1 protein-coding gene is annotated in these 18,211 nt (G+C 73.6%); it reads right to left on the bottom strand.

Annotated elements, in window-relative coordinates:
* Complete coding sequence (locus BLW76_RS24135; protein WP_091311218.1) at positions 1-18,135, bottom strand: non-ribosomal peptide synthetase; 18,135 nt, start codon at positions 18,133-18,135, stop codon at positions 1-3.
* Positions 18,136-18,211: the final 76 nt, after the last annotated feature.

The following is an 18,211-nucleotide window of genomic DNA, read 5'->3' as shown; positions in this document are numbered from 1 at the left end:
CTACTCCGTGTCTCGGGTCAACAGCGCGGCCAGCCCGGCCGCGGTGGGGGTACGGAAGAACTCGGCGATCGCCAGCTCGGTCCCGAGCCGCTCGGTGATCCGGTTGCGCAGGACCACCAGCAGCATCGAATGGCCGCCGAGGGTGAACAGGTCGTCGTCGGCGCCCACGGCGGCGACGTCCAGCACCTCCGCGAAGATCTCGCAGAGAGCCTTCTCCGTGGCCGTTTCCGGGGCCCGGCCGCGGGTGGCGAACTCGGGCGCCGGCAACGCGGCCCGGTCCAGCTTCCCGTTGGGTGTCACCGGGAACGCGTCCAGGGGCACGATCGCCGCGGGTACCATGTACGCCGGCAGCGACCGGGCGAGGAACTCCCGCAGGGCTGCCGGGTCGGCGGTCGCCGGAGTCGGATAGGCGACCAGCCGCTCGTCCCGGACGACGACGAGCGCCTCGTCGACGTCGTCGTGCCGGGCCAGCGCCGTCTCGATCTCGCCCGGCTCGATCCGGAAGCCGCGGATCTTGACCTGGTCGTCGGTGCGGCCGAGGTACTCCAGCTGCCCGTCCGGCCGCCACCGCACGAGGTCGCCGGTGCGGTACATCCGCTCCCCCGGTTCGAACGGCGAGGCGACGAACCGCTCGGCGGTGAGCGCCGGCCGCCCGTGGTAGCCGCGGGCCAGCCCGGCACCGGCCAGGTACAGCTCGCCCGGCACCCCGGCCGGGACCGGTGACAGGCCGCCGTCGAGGACGTACGCCCGCGTGTTGTGCACCGGCCGCCCGACCACCGGCCGGTCGGCGTCGCCGAAGCGGCCGACCAGCGCGTCCACTGTGGCCTCGGTGGGCCCGTAGAGGTTGTACGCCTCCGTGCCCGGCATCGAGGACAGCGTCTCCCACAGCGGCTGCGACACGGCTTCCCCGCCGACGCCGACCACGCCGAGGGCGCACCGGCCGTCCGCGATCACCCCGGCCGCGGCCAGCTGCGCGAAGTGCGACGGCGTGAGCTCGAGGAAGTCGAGTTCGCGCTCGCGCACCACCGCCGCCAGCCGCGCCGGGTCGCGGCGGGTGTCGTCGTCGACGACGTGCACCTCGTGCCCGTCGAGCAGCCACAGCTGCGGCTGCCAGGAGGCGTCGAAGAAGAACGCCCACGCGTGCCCGACCCGCAGCCGCCGCCCGCCCGCCGCGGCGACGGCCGGGCGGTACAGCGTCTCGCGGTGGCTGTGGAACAGGTTCACCAGCCCGGAGTGCGGGATGACGACACCCTTCGGCTTGCCCGTCGAGCCCGACGTGTACAGCACGTACGCCGGGTTCGCCGGTGACGGAGAGACAAGTGCGGCGTCACTGTCCATAATGTCCTCGACGCACAACGCGCCGGGCACGACCGAAGCCAGCGAGCGGCTGGTGAGCACCAGAGACGCCCCCGAGTCGGCGAGGATCGCCGCGATCCGGTCCGCCGGCTGGTCCGGGTCCACCGGCAGGTACGCCGCTCCCGCCTTGAACACACCGAAGATCGCTTCGACGACGGCCGCCGACCGCGGCAGCACGAGCGCCACGACCTTCTCCGGCCCCGCGCCCTGCGAGGCCAGCCACCGGGCGAGGCGGTCGGTCCGCGCGGCGAACTCCGCGAACGTGACACTCGACGAAGCGTCGCTCAGCGCGGTCGCGTCCGGGGTCGCCGCCACCTGGGCGGCCAGCCGGTCGACGACCGTCGGGGCGGCGAGCGTCAGCGGCGCCCCGGCACCCCACTCGCGCAGGATCCGGTCCCGCTCGACGGCGTCGAGGACGTCGAGCCGGCTCAGCGGCCGGTCCGGGTCCGCGACGACCGCCGCCAGCACCCGGACCAGGCGCTCGGTGAGCGTCCGGGCGGTCGGCTCGTCGAAGAGGTCGAGACTGTATTCGAGGTCGCCGTCGATGCCCTCGGTCGTTTCGACCAGGTCGAACGACAGGTCGAACTTCGCCTGCCGCAGCCCCGTGTCGCGGTAGGCCGCGTCGAGCCCGAGCAGCCGTTCCGGCTCGGATCCCGAGTGGTAGACCGCGAGCATGACCTGGAACAGCGGGTGCCGGGACAGCGACCGCGGTGGGTTGAGCAGCTCGACGAGGTGCTCGAACGGCAGGTCCTGGTGGGCGTACGCGGCCAGGTCGGCCTCCCGGACGCGCGCCAGCAGCTCGCGGAACGTCGGGTCGCCGCCGGTGTCGGTCCGCAGGACGAGGGTGTTGACGAAGAACCCGGCGAGGTCTTCCAGAGCGTGGTCGGAGCGGCCGGCCACCGGTGTCCCGAGGGGGATGTCGGTGCCCGCGCCGAGCCGGGTCAGCAACGCGGCCAGGGCCGCCTGCAGGACCATGAACGTGCTGGTGTTGCTGCGCTGGGCCAGGTTCCGCAGTCCGGTGTGGACGGACACGGGCACGGTGAACGGGACGGCGGCGCCGCGGTTCGTCGACCGTGCGGGCCGCGGCCGGTCGGCCGGGAGGGCCAGCTCGTCGGGGATCCCGGCGAGGGTGTCCCGCCAGAACGCCGCCTGGCGGCCCAGCACGCTGTCCGGGTCGTCGGCGCGGCCGAACATCTCCCGCTGCCACAGCGTGTAGTCCGCGTACTGCACCGGCAACGGCGTCCACTGTGGACGCTCACCGCGCAGCCGGGCGGCGTAGGCGGTGTCGAGGTCGCGCTTCAGCGGCGGCAGCGACCAGCCGTCGCCCGCGATGTGGTGCACCAGCAGGACCAGGACGTGCCGCTCCGGCCCGGCCGAGACGAGGGTGGCCCGGATCGGGATCTCGGCGTCGAGGGTGAAGCAGTACGACGCCGCCGCCGTGACGCGCTCGTCGAGGTCGGCTTCGGCCACGGTTTCGGTGACGAGCACCGGGCGAGCGTCGTCGAGCACGACCTGCCGCGGCGTGCCCTGCTCTTCGACCAGCAGGGTGCGGAGGACCTCGTGGCGCGCCACGACGTCACCCACCGCGGCCTGCAACGCGTCGACGTCGACCGGGCCGGTCAGTTCCCACGCCCACGGGATGTTGTAGGTCGCGTTCAGGCCGTCGAGGCGGTCGAGGAACCACAGCCGCTGCTGCGCGAACGACAGCGGCAGGACGTCCGGCCGCTGCGCCGGGACCAGCGCCGGACGGCGGCCCCGCCCGGGATCGAGGGCTTCGGCGAGCCGCGCCGGGGTCGGGGCGTCGAACACGGCCCGGATCGGCACCTCGACGCCGAGCAGCGCGCGGATCCGGCTGACCAGCCGCGTGGCCAGCAGCGAGTGCCCGCCGAGGGTGAAGAACCCGTCGTCCGGCCCCACCGCCGGGACGCCGAGGACGTCGGCGAACAGCTCGCACAGCGCCTGCTCGGCCGGGGTCCGCGCGAGCCGTCCGGACGCGCGCACCTCCGGGTCGGGCAGGGCGGCGCGGTCGAGCTTGCCGTTGGCGTTCACCGGCAGCGCGTCGAGCACCACGATCGCCGACGGCACCAGGTACTCCGGCAGCCGCGCGGCGAGCGACGCCCGCAGCGCGACCGGGTCACCGGCCGGTGCCACGTAGGCGATCAGCCGGTTCTCGCGGGCGATCACGGCCGCCCGCGTCACCGAGGCGTCGGCCGTCAGCGCGGCTTCGACCTCGCCGGGTTCGACGCGGAACCCGCGGATCTTGATCTGCTGGTCGGCGCGGCCGAGGAACTCCAGGGTTCCGTCGGCGCGGCGGCGGACGAGGTCGCCGGTGCGGTACATCCGCTCCCCCGGCTCGAACGGCGAAGCGACGAACCGTTCGGCGGTGAGCGCAGGCCGGCCGAGGTAGCCCCGCGCCAGCCCGGCACCGGCGAGGTACAGCTCGCCACGGACTCCCGGCGGCACCGGCCGCAACCCGGCGTCGAGGACGTACGCGCGGGTGTTCGCGACCGGCCGCCCGATCGCCACCGGGCCGCAGACCTGGGCGAGGCTGTCCCCCGCGACCTCCGAGCAGCCGTAGAGGTTGACCAGCTTCGCCGACGGCCATCGGGCGGCGACCTTCTCCGCCAGGGCCTCGGACAGCGGTTCGCCGCTGGTGATCCACGTGGTGACCGAGTCGAACGCGCCGGCCGGGGCGTCCTCGGCGAAGGTGTCGAGGAGGCTCGGGACCACCGTGAGCACCTGGGCACCGGTCTCGCGGACGAAGGCGGCCAGTGCCAGGGGGTCGGTGGCCGTCGTGTCGTCGGCGAGGACCACCGGGTCGCCGGCGACGAGACCGCCGAGCAGTTCGGTCGAGCCGTCGATGAACGTCAGCGCACTCTTCGCGACACGCACGCCTTGCGCGATGTCCCGGCCCCAGTGCAGCCGGTTGGCCAGCGCGCGCTGAGTACCGGCGACCGCCTTCGGGCGGCCGGTGGAGCCGGACGTGAAGATCACGTACGCCAGGTCGTCTGCTGAGGCTGGTCGTGAGTGGTAAGGCGGTTTAGAACCCGCCTTACCACTCACGACCCCCGAGCGGAGGCCGTCTTCGGCGATGACCAGGTGCGGGGCCGCGTCGGTGAGCATCAGCTCGATGCGGTCGGCCGGGTGGTTGCGGTCGAGGGGCAGGTACGCGGCACCGGTCTTGAGCACCGCCAAGAGGGCGACGACCAGATCCACCGACCGCGGCAGCGCGACCGCGACCACGCGTTCCGGCCCGGCACCCCGCGCGAGCAGTGCCCGGGCCAGGGCCGCGGCCCGCGCGTCCAGCTCGGCGTAGGTCAGCCGCTCGGCGCCGAAGGCCAGGGCGAGCGCGTCCGGTGTCCGCGCGACCTGGGCCGCGAACAGCTCGGCCGTCGTCTCCGCGGGCAGCGGCGTCGCGGGGTCGGCGGCGAGCAGGTCGCGTTCGGCCGCGGTGAGCAGGTCGACGGCGCCGATCCTCGTGTCGGGGTCGGCGACGACGGCGGCCAGGAGCGTCCGGAGCCGCTCCAGGATCGCCTCGACGGTCGTGCGGTCGAAGACGTCGCTGTTGTACTCGGCCGTGCCGCGGATCCCGGTCCGGTGGCCGGGCCGCTCGCCGACGAAGAACGTCAGGTCGGCGCGGGCGGTGCCGGTGCGGACCGGCTCCTCCGCCACGGCGAGACCCGGCAGGGCGAGGTCGGCGACGGCGTTGTTCTGCCAGGCCAGCATCGTCTGGAACAGCGGGTGGTACGCCAGCGACCGCACCGGGTTGAGTGCTTCGACCAGGCGCTCGAACGGGACGTCCTGATGGGCGTAGGCGTCGAGGCTGCGGTCCCGCACCCGGGCCACGAGGTCGCGGAACGACGGGTCACCGCCGGTGTCCACGCGCAGCACCAGGGTGTTGACGAAGAACCCGACGAGGTCGTCGAGCGCGGCGTCGGTGCGACCGGCGATGGAGGTGCCGAGCGGGATGTCGGTGCCCGCGCCGAGCCGGCTGAGCACCGCGGTGAGGCCGGCGTGCACGACCATGAACACGCTGGCCCCGCAGGCGCGCGCCAGCTCGACGAGTCCACTGTGGAGCTCGGCGTCCCAGCCGAAGGCGAACTGCTCGCCGCGGTAGGACGCTTCCGCCGGGTGCGGCCGGTCGGTGGGCAGCTCGATCCGCTCGGGCAGGCCGGCGAGGGCTTCGCGCCAGTAGGCCAGCTGCGGTTCGATCACCGGCTCGCCGAGGACGTCCCGCTGCCACAGCGTGTAGTCCGCGTACTGCACCGGCAACGGCGTCCACTGGGGAGCTTCGCCGGCCTGCCGGGCGGTGTAGGCCGTCGCGAGGTCCCGCCACAGCGGCGCGGTCGACCAGCCGTCCGAGGCGATGTGGTGGAACACCAGCACCAGCACGTGCTCGCGGGCGCCGAGGCGGAGCAGTTCCGCGCGCAGCGGGAGCTCCGACTCCAGCTCGAACACCGTGCCCGCCGCTGCCGACACGGCGTCGGCGAGCGTGGCCTCGGTGACCGTCCGCACGGGCAGCGGGATGGTGACGTCGGCGAGGACGAGCTGCCGGGCCTCCCCGTCGATCTCCGGGAAGACCGTGCGCAGGGCTTCGTGGCGCTCGACGACGTCGGCGAGCGCCGTGCGCAGCGCGTCGACGTCGAGAGTGCCGGTCAACCGGACCGCCGACGGCATGTTGTACGTCGCCGACGGGCCTTCCAGCCGGTGCAGGAACCACAGCCGTTGCTGGGCGAACGACAGCGGCAGCACCTCCGGCGGCGGGTCGGCGCGCACCAGCGCCGGCCGGGCCGGCGCCGAGCCGGACGTGGCGAGCAGGGCGGCCAGCCCGGCGACCGTCGGCGTCTCGAACACCGACCGCACCTGCAGTTCGACGCCGAAGACCGCGCGCAGCCGGGCGACCAGGCGGGTCGCCATCAGCGAGTGCCCGCCGAGGGCGAAGAAGTCGTCGTCGACACCGATCGACGACGTGTCGAGGACCTCGGCGAAGAGCCCGCAGAGGACCTCTTCGACCGGGGTGCGCGGGGCCCGGCCGGCGGTGACCGCCTGCTTGTCCGGGCTCGGCAGGGCGCGCCGGTCCAGCTTGCCCGACGCCAGCAGCGGGAGCCGGTCGAGGATCACGAACGCCGAGGGCACCATGTACTGCGGCAGCCGGTCGCGGACGTGTGCCCGCAGCGCCGCCACCAGCGCGCTCGTGTCCCGCTGCCCGGCCGGGTGGTTGCCCAGCGCTTCGAGGGCGGCCCGGACCGGACGGCCGCGGTGGATCCGCTGCGGCTCTCCAGTCGTGAACACGAATTCCAACGCGCCCTCGTCCGCGGTGAGTGTCGCGTAGACGCGGTAGCCGTGCCGCTCGCCGAGGTCGTGCAGCGTCTCGGGGTCCACCCCGGACCGATCCTCCAACGAGGACAGTGCCGTCTCGGCGTCGCCCGCGGCCAGTGCCGTGACGGCGGCGAGTTCCCCGGACAGCCGGGCGTTGGGCACGCCGGTGACGCGCAGCCGGGCCGGGCGGGCCGCCAAGGCCCCGTCCAGGTCGTCGAGGGCGACGACCAGTTCTTCGGGGGTGTCGGGGCGCGGCGCCTTGCGCAGGACGACGTCGTAGCGGTGCCGGGTCAGCTCGTTGTGGGCGTGACCGCGCTTGACCCACAGGTCGACGTCGTCGAAGCCGTCGAGATCCAGGGCCCGGAAGAAGTCCGGGTCCAGGACGAGCTCGCCTTCGCGGGCGATGGCCTGGTCGACCGCGGCGACGTCGGCGCGGCCGTGGCGCAGCTCGGTCGCGGTCCGGAACGCCCGCAGCGAGCGGAGGTTGCGGATGTCGCCGAGGAAGATCACCCCGCCGGGCCGGACGTGCGCCGCGGCCGTGCGGATGACCTCGGCGAGGTAGCCGACGCTCGGGAAGTACTGGGCGACCGAGTTGACGATCACCGTGTCGAACTCCGGCAGCTCGCCCAGGTCGTGGGCGGGCCGCGCGGCCAGGTGGACCTTGCTCGCCAGCGGCGTCGCCGCGAGTTCGCGCCGCAGGTTGGCGATGGCCTTCTCGGACAGGTCGACGCCCCAGTACTCCTCGGCGTCCGGAGCGATCCGCGACAGGACGAGCCCGCTGCCGACGCCGATCTCCAGCACCCGCCCCAACGGGGCACTTTTACGTGAAAGTGCCCCGTTGGTGGCCAAGGAACGGATGCGGTCGATGGTCGCCGCGTGCCACTCTCGCATCTCGTCGAGGGGGATCTCGGTGCCGTCGTAGCTGGAGTTCCAGCCGGTGAAGTTCTCTTCCAGGCCGCCGGACGCGGCTTCGGTGAACACGTTCTCGTGCAGTTCGCGCCACTCGCCGACGTGGTCCAGTTCCGCTTCTTCGTCGCGCCCGGCCGCGGGCACGGCGTAGGCGATGAGCCGCCCGTCCTGGGCGACGACGACGGACTGCCCGACGGCCGGGTGCTCGGCGAGCACGGATTCGATCTCGCCCAGCTCGATCCGGTAGCCGCGGATCTTGACCTGGTCGTCGGCCCGGCCGAGGAACACCAGCCGGCCGTCCGGCAGCCACTTGACCAGGTCACCCGTGCGGTAGAGGCGCCCGCCCGAGGCGAACGGGTCCGCCACGAACCGCTCCGCGGTCAAGCCCGGACGGCCGAGGTATCCCCGCGCCAGGCCGGAGCCCGCGAGGTACAGCTCCCCCACCACGCCGGGCGGGACCGGCCGCAGGCCGGCGTCGAGGACGTAGGCCCGGGTGCCGGGGTCGGGGATGCCGATGGGGACGACCGTCGCGTCCGCCAGCTCGGCCGGGTCGCTCTCGCCGAGCGTGGAGTTGGTGGTCGCCTCGGTCGGGCCGTAGGCGTTGAACATCCGCCGGCCCGGCGCCCAGCGGCGCACGAGTTCCGGCGACACGCGTTCGGTGCCCGCGAGCAGCACGCTGTCGCGCGGCAGGTCGAGGTCCGCCGGCATGGCGTCGAGCAGGGCGGGCGGCAGGATCATGAAGTCGACGCCGTGGGCGTGCGCGTACTCGGTGAGCGCCGGGCCCGCGACCCGCCGCTCGGCCGGGACCACGACCAGGCGGCCGCCGGAGAGCAGGCCGAGGCAGAGGTCCCAGAAGGCGACGTCGAAGCTCGGCGACGCGAACTGCAGCACCCGGCTGTGCGGGCCGACGCCGAAGCGTTCGACCTGGGTGGCGACCAGCTTGGCGACGCCGGAGTGCTGGAGGACGACGCCCTTGGGCCGTCCGGACGAGCCGGACGTGTAGATCACGTACGCCGCGTTCTCCGGCGCGATGTCCACTTCGGGGTCCACTGTGGACATCTTGGCGAGCGCGGCATCGTCGAGGAGGACCCGGGGCAGGGCCGCGGGCAGCTTCGCCTCGACGTCCCGGGTCGTCACGACGCAGACCGGGCCGGCGTCCTCGACCATGTAGGCGATCCGGTCGCCCGGGTAGTCGACGTCGATCGGCAGGTACGCGGCACCGGCCTTGAGCACCGCCAGCTCGGCGACGATCATGTCGAGCGACCTCGGCACGGCGAGCGCGACGACCCGCTCCGGCCCGGCGCCGCGGGAAAGCAGCAGGTGCGCGAGCCGGTTGGCGCGGGCGTTCACCTCGGCGTAGGTCAGCTCGACGTCCTCGAACACGAGCGCCACCGCGTCGGGGGCCTCGGCGACGCGGCGGGCGAACATCCCGGGGAACGTCTCGGTGCCCGCCGGGTCTCCGGATCCGGCCCACGCGGTGAGCACCCGGTCCCGCTCGTCCCCTTCGAGGAGATCCAGGGCGCCGACCGGGCGGTCGGGCTCGGCCAGGGCCGCCCGCAGCAGCACTTCGAGGCGGTGCAGGATCGCGTTCGCGCTCGCGTGGTCGAAGACGTCGCCGTTGAACTCCAGGACGCCGGCGATCCCGGTGTCGCGCTCGGTCAGCGAGATCGACAGGTCGAACTTCGACGTCCCGGTGGTCACCGGGATCTCGCTGACGGCGAGGCCGGGCAGGGTCACCTCGGCGCGGGCGTTGTTCTGCCCGGCGATCATCACCTGGAACAGCGGGTGGTAGGACAGCGACCGCGCCGGGTTGAGCACCTCGACCAGCCGCTCGAACGGCACGTCCTGGTGGGCGTAGGCGTCGAGGTTGCGCTCGCGGACCCGGGCGAGCAGCTCGCGGAACGTCGGCTCGCCGCCGGTGTCCACGCGCAGGACCAGGGTGTTGACGAAGAAGCCGACGAGGTCGTCGAGCGCGGCGTCGGTGCGGCCGGCGATGGGCGAGCCGATGGGCACGTCGGTGCCCGCGCCGAGGCGGGTGAGCAGGGCGGCGAGGGCCGCGTGGACGACCATGAACACGCTGGCGCCGCTCTCGCGGGCCAGCTCGGCGAGCCGCGCGTGGAGCCCGGCGTCCCAGGTGAACGTGTGCAGCTCGCCGCGGAACGTCGCGGTCGCCGGGTGCGGCCGGTCCAGGGGCAGCTCGATCCGGTCCGGCAGGCCGTCGAGGACCGTCCGCCAGTAGTCCAGTTGCTCGCTCAGCACGCTGTCCGGGTCGTCTTCGCGGCCCAGCAGGTCCTGTTGCCACAGCGTGTAGTCCGCGTACTGCACCGGCAGCGGCGTCCACTGTGGAGTCTCGCCGGATCGGCGGGCGGCGTAGGCCGTGGCGATGTCGCGCCACAGCGGGGCCATCGACCAGCCGTCGGAGGCGATGTGGTGGAACACCAGCGCGAAGACGTGCTCGCGGGCCCCCACCCGCAGCAGTTCCGCACGCATCGGCGCATGCTCTTCCAAGTCGAACGACCCGCGGACCAACCCGGTGAGGGCCGCGTCGGGATCGGCGACCTCACGCACGGGCAGGTCGATCTCGCCGACCGGAAGGATGTCCTGGTAGGGCACCCCGTCCCGCTGCGGGAACCGGGTGCGCAGGGCCTCGTGGCGGGCGACCACGTCCGACAGCGCCAGGCGCAGCGCTTCGGCGTCGAGGTCGCCTTCGAGACGCATGATCAGCGGGACGTTGTAGGTCGCCGACGGCCCTTCGAGGTGGTGCAGGAACCACAGCCGCTGCTGGGCGCCGGACAGCGGGACGAAGTCCGGACGGCGCGTGGCGACCAGCGGCGGCCGCGCGGTGCCGCGGGCGGTGGCGAGCACTCCGGCCAGGCCCGCCGGGGTCGGCGTCTCGAAGACCGCCCGCACCTCCAGTTCGGCTCCCAAGGCCGTGCGGACACGGGCGATCAGCCGGGTGGCCAGCAGCGAATGGCCGCCGAGGGCGAAGAAACTGTCGTCGGGCCCGACCTTCGGCAGGCCGAGAACGTCGGCGAACAGCTCGCACAGCTGCCGTTCCACCGGCGTGCGCGGATCGCGGTCCGAGACCGGCGCGCTCATGTCCGGGGCAGGCAGGGCGCGGCGGTCGAGCTTGCCGTTCGCCGTCACGGGCAGCGCGTCGAGGACGACGATCGCCGAGGGCACCATGTGCTCCGGCAGCCGTTCGGCGGCGAAGGTGCGCAGGTCCGCCGGAAGCGCGGTGCTTCGGCGCGACCGCCGCGGGTTGCCGGTGTAGGCCAGGATCTCCTCCGGCCCGGGCCGGAACGCGCCGGCCGCGTCACTGGTGAACAGGACGTCGACCGAACCGTCGCCGGCCGCGGACCAGGTGACCACCGCACCCAGTTCGTACCAGTCTTCGGGGTTCACGCCTTCGGTGAGCCGCCCGTTCGGGACGCCTTCGACGCGCGGGCCGCCGCCTCGGCGGGCCACCACCTCTTCCACAGTGGAGACATCGGTGCCCCACGTCAGCGTTTCCACCGGCTGCGGCTCGGCGGCACCGGGGCGCAGGACGACGTCGTAGCGGAACTGGCTGAGCTCGTTGACGGCGCGGCCGCGCTTGACCCGGATGTCCGCGGCGACCCCGTCGAGACCGGCGAAGAACTCCGGCGCGACGAGGAGTTCCTTCTCCCGCAACAGCAGCTGGTCGACGTCGCCGCCGCGGGCCTGGGCCACGGCGGTGTGGAACGCCCGGGCCTGCCGCAGGTCGCGGACGTCCCCGACGAACAGCGCGCCACCGGGCGCCAGGAGCGCCAAAGCCTTCCGCACGACGTCGAGCAGGTACGTCCCGCTCGGGAAGTACTGGACGACGGAGTTGAGCACGATCGTGTCGAAGAACCCCGCCGGCAGGCCGTGGAGGTCGGCAGCTTCACCGGTGCGCAGTTCGACGCGGCCGGCGAGCGCCGGATCGGCCGCGACGCGCGCACCCAGGGAAGCGACGACCTCGGCCGAGAAGTCCGTGCCCCAGTAGGCCTCGCAGTCCGGGGCCAGCTCGGTCAGCAGCACGCCGCTGCCGACGCCGATCTCCAGGACTCGCCGCGGCTGCAGCTCGCGGATCCGGGCGACGATGGCGTCACGCCACTCGAGCATCTCTTCGCGCGGGAACGGCTCGCCGGTGTAGCTGGAGTTCCAGCCGGCGAACTCGCCGCCGTCACCCGCATAGATCGAGTCGTACAGCTCGCGCCACTCGCCGACCTGCGCGGTCTCCTCCGCGGCCGAGCCGGGGGCGTCGGCGGGGACGACGTACCCGACCAGCCGGACGTCGCCGGGGCGGTCTTCGCGGGCGACGACGACGGCGTGGGCGACGTCGTCGTGCGCGGCCAGGGTCGCGGCGATCTCGCCGGGCTCGACGCGGAAGCCGCGGATCTTGATCTGCTCGTCGCCGCGGCCGAGGAACTCGAGGACGCCGTCGGGGCGGAAGCGGGCGAGGTCGCCGGTGCGGTACATCCGGGTGCCGGGCGCGCCGAACGGGTCGGCGACGAACCGCTCGGCGGTGAGCCCGGCCCGGCCGAGGTAGCCGCGGGCGAGCTGGACGCCGGCCAGGTACAGCTCGCCGGGGGTGCCCGGCGGGACCGGGCGCAGGGCGGCGTCGAGGACGTAGGTGCGGGTGTTCCACACCGGACGTCCGATCGGGACGGAAGTGTCCTCCGTGGACGTCCGGTGGGCCGTGACGTCGACCGAGGCTTCGGTCGGGCCGTAGAGGTTGTGCAGTTCGGCGTCGAGAACCTGGCCGAACTGCGTGACGGCGTCGAGGGGCAGGGCCTCGCCGCTGCACAGCACGCGGCGCAGGCTCGTGCAGCCGGCCGCCGCCGGTTCCTGGAGGAAGACCTGGAGCATCGACGGGACGAAGTGGACGGTCGTGACGCCGCGGTCGCGGATCAGCCGGGCGAGGTAGGCGGGGTCCTTGTGCCCGTCCGGCCGGGCGAGCACCTCGGTGGCGCCGGTGAACAGCGGCCAGAGGAACTCCCACACCGAGACGTCGAAGCTGGACGGCGTCTTCTGCAGCACGCGGTCTTCGGCCGTGAGGCCGTATTCGTCCTGCATCCAGAGCAGCCGGTTGACGATCCCGGCGTGCGGGACGACGACGCCCTTGGGCCGTCCGGTCGACCCGGAGGTGTAGATGACGTACGCCGGGTTTTCCGGCCGGAGCACGGCCTCCAGGGGTTCGGCGGAGATCCCGGCCAGGGTGCCGGGGTCGTCCAGCAGCAGCGCACCCGGGACGGCGGTCTCCGCGACGGCCAGCACCAGCGCCGGGTCGGCGTCGTCGAGCATGAAGGCGATGCGGTCGGCCGGGTAGCCGGGGTCGAGCGGCAGGTAGGCCGCGCCCGTCTTGAGGACGGCGAGGATCGCCGTGACCAGGTGCGTCGAGCGGGGCAGCGCCAAGGCGACCACGCGTTCCGGCCCGGCGCCGCGCGCGGCCAGCACCCGGGCGAGGCGGTTCGAGACCGCGTCGAGTTCGGCGTAGGTGAGCTCCTCGTCCTCGAAGACCAGCGCGGGGTGGTCCGGGGTGCGGGCGACCTGGGCGGCGAACAGCTCGGGCACGGTGACCGCGGGAACGTCCTGGGTCGCGCCTGACCAGGTCTTTTCGAGGCCGTCACGCTCGGCCGCCGTCAGCACGTCGAGGGAGCCGAGGCGGCGGTCCGGGGCGGCGACGACCTGGCGGAGCAGGGTTTCCAGGCGGCCGAGGAGACCGGTCACGGTGGCCTTGTCGAACACCTCGGCGTTGAACTCGGCCTGGCCGTGCAGGCCGTCGGCCGCCTCGGTGAAGGAGAACCAGAGGTCGAACTTGGCCGTGCCGGTGCCGACGGGCTGCTCGGTCACGGTCAGGCCGGGCAGCTCGACGCCGCTGCCGGGGGTGTTCTGCCAGGCGAGCATGGTCTGGAACAGCGGGTGGTGCGCCAGCGACCGGGCCGGGTTCACCGCTTCGACCAGCCGCTCGAACGGGACGTCCTGGTGGGCGTAGGCGTCGAGGCTGCGCTCGCGGACCCGGGCCACGAGGTCGCGGAAAGACGGGTCACCGCCGGTGTCCACGCGCAGGACCAGCGTGTTCACGAAGAATCCGACGAGGTCGTCGAGCGCGGCGTCGGCGCGGCCGGCGATCGGGGTGCCGATCGGGATGTCGGTGCCGGCGCCGAGTCGGGACAGCAGGGCGGTCAGGCCCGCGTGCACGACCATGAACGGGCTGGCCCCGCAGGCGCGGGCGAGGTCGGCGAGCCCGGCCTGGAGCCCGGCGTCCCAGGCGAAGGTGAAGAACCCGCCGCGGTAGGCGGACATCGCCGGGTGCGGCCGGTCGAGCGGGAGCGCGATGCGGTCGGGCAGGCCGTCGAGCGTTTCGCGCCAGTAGTCGAGCTGCGCGGCTTCTTCGGTGGCCAGGAGGTCGCGTTGCCAGAGCGTGTAGTCCGCGTACTGCACCGGCAACGGCGTCCACGAGGGCGCTTCGCCGCGCAGGCGGGCACCGTAGGCGGTGGCGATGTCGCGCCACAGCGGGGACAGCGACCAGCCGTCGGCGGCGATGTGGTGCACGACGAGGACCAGCACGTGGCGCCGCGGGCCGTCCGAGAGCAGCTCCGCGCGCACCGGCACGCCGGCACCGAGGTCGAACACGCCACGGACCAGCCGGGCCACCTCGCCGTCCACATCGGACACCGCGCGGACGGCGAGTTCGACGGTTCCTTCGGGCAGGATCTGCTGGTACGGGACGCCGTCGACGACGGGGAAGACCGTCCGCAGTGCCTCGTGCCGGTCGACGACGTCGTTGAGCGCTTCGCGGAGGGCGTCGACGTCGAGTTCCCCGGCCAGGCGCATGACGAGCGGGACGTTGTAGGTCGCCGAGCCGCCTTCGAGGCCGTGCAGGAACCACAGCCGCTGCTGCGCGAACGACAGCGGCAGCCGCTCCGGCCGCTCGGTGACGCGGGTGAGCGGACGGCGTTCGGTCCCGGTGACGGCCCCGGCGAGCAGCTCCGCGAGCCCGGCCGGCGTCGGGGCGTCGAACACCGCCCGCACTCCCACCTCGGCGCCGACGGCCGCGCGGATCCGCTGGATCAGCCGGGTGGCGAGCAGCGAATGCCCGCCGAGGGCGAAGAAGTCGTCGTCCGGTCCGGCCTGCGGGACACCCAGGACGTCGGCGAACATCTCGCACAGCAGCTGCTCGACGGGGTTGCGCGGCGCACGGCCGGGCCCGGCGGTGAACCGTTCCGGGCTGGGCAGGGCCTTGCGGTCCAGCTTGCCGGAGGCGAGCACGGGCAGCTTGTCGAGCACGACGAACGCCGAGGGCACCATGTACAGCGGCAACCGGTCCCGCACGTGCGCCCGCAGCGACGCGACAAGCGCACCGGTTTCCCGCCGGGCGGCGGGGTTGTTGGCGTACGAGCCGGGCGCGCCGGTCTGCCGCACAGGCCGGTAGGCGGGGCCGCCCGAACGCCCCAATGTGGCGTTGGGTGCGTCCAACGCACCCAACGCCACATTGGGGCGCGTGAAGACCGCCTCCAGCTCGCCGCCGTCGGCTGCCAGGGTGACCGCGACGCGGTAGCCGGCCCGCTCGCCGAGGGCGTGCAGCTCTTCCGGGTCGACGCCGTCGCGGTGGCCGAGGGCGGCCAGTGCCGCGTCGGCGTCGCCGGTGTCGAGGGCGCGGACCGCGGCCAGCTCGCCGGCCAGCCGCGCGTCCGGGATCGCCGTGACCCGCAGCCGGTCCGGGGTCTCGGCGGTCAGGAACCGTTCCACCGCCCCGAGATCGCCGAACGCGACGACCTGCTCTTCGGCGGGCTCGGGCCGCGGTGCCTTCCGCAGCACGACGTCGTAGCGGTGCCGGGTCAGCTCGTTGTGCGTGTGGCCGCGCTTGACCCACAGGTCGACGTCGTCGAAGCCGTCGAGGCCGCGGGCCAGTGCCGGGAAGAAGTCCGGGTCGAGGACCAGCTCGCCTTCGCGGGCGATGGCCTGGTCGACCGCGGCGACGTCGGTCCGGCCGCGGTGCAGCTCGACGGCGGTGCGGAAGGCCCGCAGCGAACGCAGGTTGCGGATGTCGCCGAGGAAGATCGTCCCGCCGGGGGCCAGCAGCGAAGCGGCGGTCTTCACGACTTCGGCGAGGTAGTCGGCGCTCGGGAAGTACTGGGCGACGGAGTTGACGATCACCGTGTCGAACGGCTCGTCCGGCAGCTCGCCCAGGTCGTGCGCCGGGCGGGCGGCGAGGTGGACCTTGGCCGCATAGGACGTGGCCGCGACCTCGCGCCGGACGTTCTCGACGGCGCTCTCGGAAAGGTCGACGCCCCAGTAGGTTTCGGCGTCCGGGGCGATCCGCGACAGGATGAGCCCGCTGCCGACGCCAATCTCCAGCACCCGCCCCAACGGGGCACTTTTACGTGAAAGTGCCCCGTTGGTGGCCAAGGAACGGATGCGGTCGATGGTCGCCGCGTGCCACTCTCGCATCTCGTCGAGGGGGATCTCGGTGCCGTCGTAGCTGGAGTTCCAGCCCGCGAAGTTCTCTTCGATGCCCTGGGAGCCGGCGAGCATCTCCTCGTGGACGTCGTGCCATTCGTCGACGTGGCCCTGCTCGGCCGCCTCGTCGCGGTCGGGAACCGGCACGGCGTAGGCGATCAGCTGCCCGTCTTGCGCGACGACGACCGACTGGCCGACCCGCGGGTGTTCGGCGAGCACCGACTCGATCTCGCCCAGCTCGATCCGGTAGCCGCGGATCTTGACCTGGTCGTCGGCCCGGCCGAGGAACACCAGCCGCCCGTCCGGCAGCCACTTGACCAGGTCACCCGTCCGGTACAGCCGTCCGCCGGAGCCGAACGGGTCGGCGACGAACCGCTCCGCCGTCAGCCCCGGCCGCCCGAGATACCCGCGCGCCAGGCCGCTTCCGGCGAGGTACAGCTCCCCCACCACGCCGACCGGGACCGGCGCGAGGTGCGCGTCGAGGACGTACGCCCGGGTGCCGGGGTCGGGCACGCCGATCGGCACGGCCGAGCCGGGCGCGATCTCCGGGTCGCAGAGGCCGAGCGTCGAGTTGGTCGTGGCCTCGGTCGGGCCGTAGGCGTTGAACATCCGCCGCCCCGGCGCCCACCGCCGCACCAGCTCCGGCGACACGCGTTCGGTGCCCGCGAGCAGCACGCTGTCCCGCGGCAGGTCGCAGTCCTCGGGGAACTCGGCGAGCAGGGCGGGCGGCAGGATCATGAAGTCGACGCCGTGGGCGTGCGCGTATTCGGCCAGCTCGGGGCCGGGCACCCGGCGTTCGGCCGGGACGACCACCAGCCGGCCGCCGGAGAGCAACCCCAGGCAGAGGTCCCAGAAGGCGACGTCGAAGCTCGGCGACGCGAACTGCAGCACCCGGCTGTGCGGGCCGACGCCGAAGCGTTCGGACTGCGTCGCGACGAGCTTCGCGACCCCCGCGTGGGACACCACCACGCCCTTGGGGCGTCCGGTGGAGCCGGAGGTGTAGATGACGTAGGCGGCGTTGGCCGGGACGATCGCCGCGGCCGGGTCGGTCGCCGGGACGTCGTCGAGGCGGATCTCGTCGAGGAGCAGGACGTCGCCGTCGAAGAGCCCGGCCAGTTCGCCGGTGGTCACCACGCAGACCGGGCGCGCGTCGGCGACCATGAACGCGATGCGCTCGGCCGGGTAGTCCGGGTCCAGCGGCAGGTAGGCGGCCCCGGCCTTGAGCACGGCCAGCTCGGCGACGATCATGTCGGCCGAGCGCGGCACGGCGAGCGCGACGACCTGCTCGGGACCGGCGCCCCGGCCGATGAGGACGTGGGCCAGCCGGTTCGCGCGGGCGTCGAGTTCGGCGTAGGTGAGTTCCGTGTCCTCGAAGACGAGAGCCACGGCGTCGGGTGCCTCGTGGACGCGGGCGGCGAAGAGCTCCGGCAGCGTCGCCAGGGGCGCCGCGAAGTCCGTGTCGTTCCAGTCCTCGAGAAGGCGGTGCAGTTCCGGCGCGGTCATCAGGGGGAGCCGGTCGACCGGCCACTGTGGACGTTCGGCCGCCGCGGCGAGGAGGTTCCCCAGGTGGCCGAGCACGCGGTCCACAGTGGACTCGTCGAGCACGTCGGCGCGGTAGTACAGGCCGCCGGCGGTCAGGTTCAGGTCCAGCGGAAGGTCCGTTTCGGCGCCGAAGCCGACGTTGACGAGCAGCGCTCCCCCGCGACCGGGCTCGGGGTCCAGCTCGGCGACCAGGTCGGCGAAGGGCACCTCGTGCGCCAGCGCCTCCTCGCGCGCCTCGCGCACCCGGGCCACGACGTCGGCGAACCCGGGCGAGCCGCCCAGGTCCACCCGCAGCGGCACCAGCGAGCCGATCCCCAGCAGGACGTCGACGGTTCCCGCATAGCGGGACACCAGCACCGCGAACGCCGCCAGCAGGGTCAGCTCGTCGGCCTCGGGCACCGGCCGGCCGAGCAGCACCGGGGCGCCGGGCTCCGCGGGGTGGGGCCGGTCGACCGGCAGCGGCAGCTCCTTGGGCGCCGAGGCGAGGCGGTCACGCCAGAAGCCGAGCCTCGACACCTGCTGCACAGCGTCACCGTTGCTCACCGGTAGACCAGCCTCCCGCTGCTCACGGCGCCCCGATCGGGGCGCAAACTTAGGTGACCCTAACAAACGGATGGTG

The organism is Amycolatopsis tolypomycina (assembly GCF_900105945.1).
In the GTDB taxonomy this organism is placed as follows: Bacteria; Actinomycetota; Actinomycetes; order Mycobacteriales; family Pseudonocardiaceae; genus Amycolatopsis; species Amycolatopsis tolypomycina.
This window is presented reverse-complemented; position numbering and strand designations above follow the sequence as displayed.